Annotated in this window: 3 protein-coding genes; all 3 read right to left on the bottom strand. The window is 63.4% G+C overall.

All coding sequences use genetic code 11. The features are described 5' to 3' along the window. Nucleotides 1–100: 100 nt before the first annotated feature. From M3I53_RS37695 to istA, 3 genes are read right to left on the bottom strand one after another with little or no spacing between them, the layout of a single operon-like run. Complete coding sequence (locus M3I53_RS37695; protein ID WP_254320789.1) at nucleotides 101–322, bottom strand: hypothetical protein; 222 nt, start codon at nucleotides 320–322, stop codon at nucleotides 101–103. Beyond that, nucleotides 319–1,083, bottom strand: a complete 765-nt coding sequence (gene istB, locus M3I53_RS37690) for an IS21-like element helper ATPase IstB (RefSeq protein ID WP_254320790.1) — start codon at nucleotides 1,081–1,083, stop codon at nucleotides 319–321. Before istB ends, M3I53_RS37695 begins: the two co-directional genes overlap by 4 nt. Further along, nucleotides 1,070–2,575 carry an IS21 family transposase gene (gene istA / locus M3I53_RS37685; protein WP_254320788.1) on the bottom strand — a complete coding sequence of 502 codons (1,506 nt, stop codon included), beginning with the start codon at nucleotides 2,573–2,575 and terminating at the stop codon, nucleotides 1,070–1,072. The genes istB and istA overlap by 14 nt, the downstream gene beginning before the upstream one ends. Nucleotides 2,576–3,368 lie beyond the last annotated feature (793 nt).

Genomic DNA, 3,368 nt, shown 5'->3' with positions numbered 1-3,368 from the left:
TGTTGACGGCTGTGCAAATCCGACACTAAACGGCGGCGCAGGTCGAGTAAATCGCTCAACAACGAACGGCGGCCGATGCCGGCCGCTGGTTGACGTCGTTTCAGAACGGGTCCGCGATATCGTCAACGTCGCCGACGTTCGGAGGCGATCGCTGTTGACGGATCAGCTCGTGCAACTCGACGCCGTAACGCATCCAGATGCGAGCCCGCAGATCGCTGAGCAGCTCGAACACGGCAAACGCCTGCTGGGGCGACCATTCGGCATCGATCAGGAAGTCCAGTCCGAAGGACAGACCCGATGGCAGGTGCGTGCGCCGGCTCACGGTTTTTTCTCCGGGCGCGTGGCATTACGTCTGCTGGCGCGCTGCTCGGAGCGCTCGCGCGCTTCCTTGACGCGATACGACTCGCCCTCGATGGCAATGACCTCGGCGCGATGCACGAGACGATCGACCAGCGAGACGACGCAGGCCGCGTTCGGGAACACCTCTGACCATGCCTTGAACGGTTTGTTGGTCGTGACCACCGTGCTTGCGGCACCGTACCTGCGGCTGACGAGCTCGAACAGCAGGTCGGCATGGCGGTTCGAGTACGAGAGGTAGCCCACTTCATCAATCACGAGGACTTCGGGCGAGGCGTAGCGATGCAGGCGGCGCCGCAGCGCCGAGTCGCTGTCGAGCGCGGCCAGTTCGCCGAGCATCTGGCCAGCCGTGGTAAAGAGCGCCGTGTAACCATGGATGAGCGACTGGTACGCAAGGTTCAGCGCGAGTGTCGACTTGCCCACGCCGTTCGGCCCGATCAGCACGACGTTGGATTTCTCCCTGACGAACTCGAGTGCCATCAATTCCTCGAGCGCAACGCGGTCGATGCGTTTGGGCCATGCCCAGTCGAAGTCGGCAAGGGGCTTGAAGTTACCCAGCCGGGCGTCGCGAATGCGCCGCTCGAGTGAACGGCGTGTGCGCTCCTGTTCTTCCCACTGCACCAACGGCTCGACCCACGGCGCCTCGGCAATCTCGCTCCAGTGCGCCAGCAACCCGTACAACCGCAACGCATTGGCGCGCTCCTGCAACTGCTCAGTCCTGTTCATCATCGGCCTCCCGCGTGAGCTGGTCATAGATGTCGAGCCGGTGTGGTGTTACCAGTTTGTCCTTGTCGCGCACGTGTTCCGGCAACTTCACGGCGACCGGTGGAGGCGCTCCGCGCTCAGCCCGGCGACGCTCCAGCGCCAGACGTACCGGATTCTGGTGAGGCGCGCTATCGCTCGCAAGGGTTTCCTCGATCGCCGCCTGCAACTCGGTGGCGCCATAGCGGTCGAGCAAACGCAACAGCTGTGCGGTGATGTTCCCCAGGTTGCTGCCGCGCTCGGCCGCGCGCAGTATCAGGGTCTGGGCAGCCGGTGCGGCGCGCGTGAGATGGTCAAGCCCGCGGTGATGACGGGCCTCGCGTTTGCGCTCGATGAGCGCATCGATGTGCGCAGCGATCTCGATCTGCTCGCCGCGATCGTAGCTGCGCACATGCTCGGCAACGACATCGGCGCCATCAAGGATGCGTACCCGGCGCTGATCGGCACATATCGTGAGGGTGCGTTGCACATGGGTGTGGGGTACCGAGTAATCGTTCAGGTCGAAGCGCGCATAAGGCGTCTTGCCGACTTTCACGGGCAACTGCAGTTCACACGGGTACGGGTTATCTGGCAGCACAAGCAGGCTGGGTCGCTCACGCTCGAAGGCCTCGCGTACACTGATCTGCGGTTCTTCCCGACAGGGACGCTCCGCTGCCATGCCCGTGCACCACTGTGCAGCCTGCGCGTTCAGATCATCGAGATCGTTGAACTTGCGGGCCGCAAAGAAGCTTTCCCGTGCATACCTGATCGCTCTTTCGACGCGACCTTTTTCGTTGCCGCGTGCCACGGCCACTGGCCGAGGTTCGAACCGGTAATGGCTCGCAAATGCCAGCAGCGCAGGATTGAAGCGAATCGCATCGCCCTGACGTTCGAGCACGGCGCTGCGTAGGTTATCGTACTTCAGGACCCTTGGCAGTCCGGACCATGCTTCGAAGGCACCCACGTGGCCGGCCAGGAAGCTGTCCATACGGGCATCGAGGAAGAAGCGCAGCCAGATCTGGCGCGACCACGCCAGCACCATCACAAAGGCCATCAGCGGCCGGCGCGCGCGACCGATCTGCAGATGGCCGAATGAGGCCCAGTCGACCTCACCCACTTCTCCCGGCATCGTGCGCAAACGCAGATAGGCTTCGGGAGCCGGTCGCGGCCGGTGAAGCGCGACCATGTGCCTGAAGTGGTGGATGTTTCCCCGGTAACCACGCTCAGCCACCATCGCATACAGGCGGCTCGCCGTGAGCGAAGGGAACTTCCTGAGCGTCTCATGGATGAAGGGCAGATAGGGATCTATGCGCGAGGGCCGCTGTACTGCGCCCAGCCGTGGCAAGCCTGCCTGGGCGAGCACGCGCTGCACGGTGCCGCGATGCACATGCAACTGGCGCGCAATGGTGCCGCAGCGCCACTTCTCGACATGGTAATAGCGCAGGATCTGCGCCTCCAGTTCTGCCTTGATGGTCATGGATCGTTTCCTCTCATATCCGTAGCAGTACGAATTTCATGGAAGACCCGACGGCGTAACGGCCCATGACGCAAGAATTCGCATGCGCGACAGCAGAAACGGCAATGCCCGGTCGCCAGCGGCGTAGCAGCAGTCTTGGGGATGGGTCCGCTGGCCGACGTCGTCGATGTCGAAGCCAGTAGAGCATCAGCGGCGGGACCAGTGGAACCGTGATGCGTCACCTTATTTCGCTTGTCGCGAAAGCGGCGCATCCTGGCGGCATGTGCAGAACGTCCGCGCCGGCTGCGCTGGTAGCGGCGGCCAGCCTCCCGCTGACTGGCCCGGCGGGAAGCCAAGGAGCAGTCGCGACCGCAGTAGATCTGCCCACGATCGCAACGGCGGCAGACGATGACTTGCGCCCGGCAGCGGGCGCACACATACAGGCGGCCCGTGGGCGGCTGCATTGGCGGTTCCTCCAGAACGCCAAAGAGGAGGAGTCGAACAAGGTCGACGGGCCGCTTGAGCAATGCGATACTGAGGGCTCACACGGCTGTCCGGCAGGCCAACAGGCCTGCCATATGGATATCCCTTGTGGAGGTGCGGCGCCGGACTGGACTTGGCGGTTGAGGCCGGCGCTGCACCTGTTGTTCTTCTTCGGCAAACGCCTTTCTACCATGCGGACGGCACGCCCCGATGCAGGGCACGTCTCCAGTCGCCCTACGGGCTCCCTTCACCGTGCCCTGCATCAACTAGCCCCGGTCACGATGCGTTGGTCATTTCCGCGAGTTCTTTTTTTGCTCTCGCGTCACACCGC

The organism is Paraburkholderia sp. CNPSo 3272, from assembly GCF_024206495.1.
Classification (GTDB): Bacteria; Pseudomonadota; Gammaproteobacteria; order Burkholderiales; family Burkholderiaceae; genus Paraburkholderia.
Note: the sequence above shows the minus strand (reverse complement) of the source record. Positions and strands in the feature narration are given on the sequence as shown.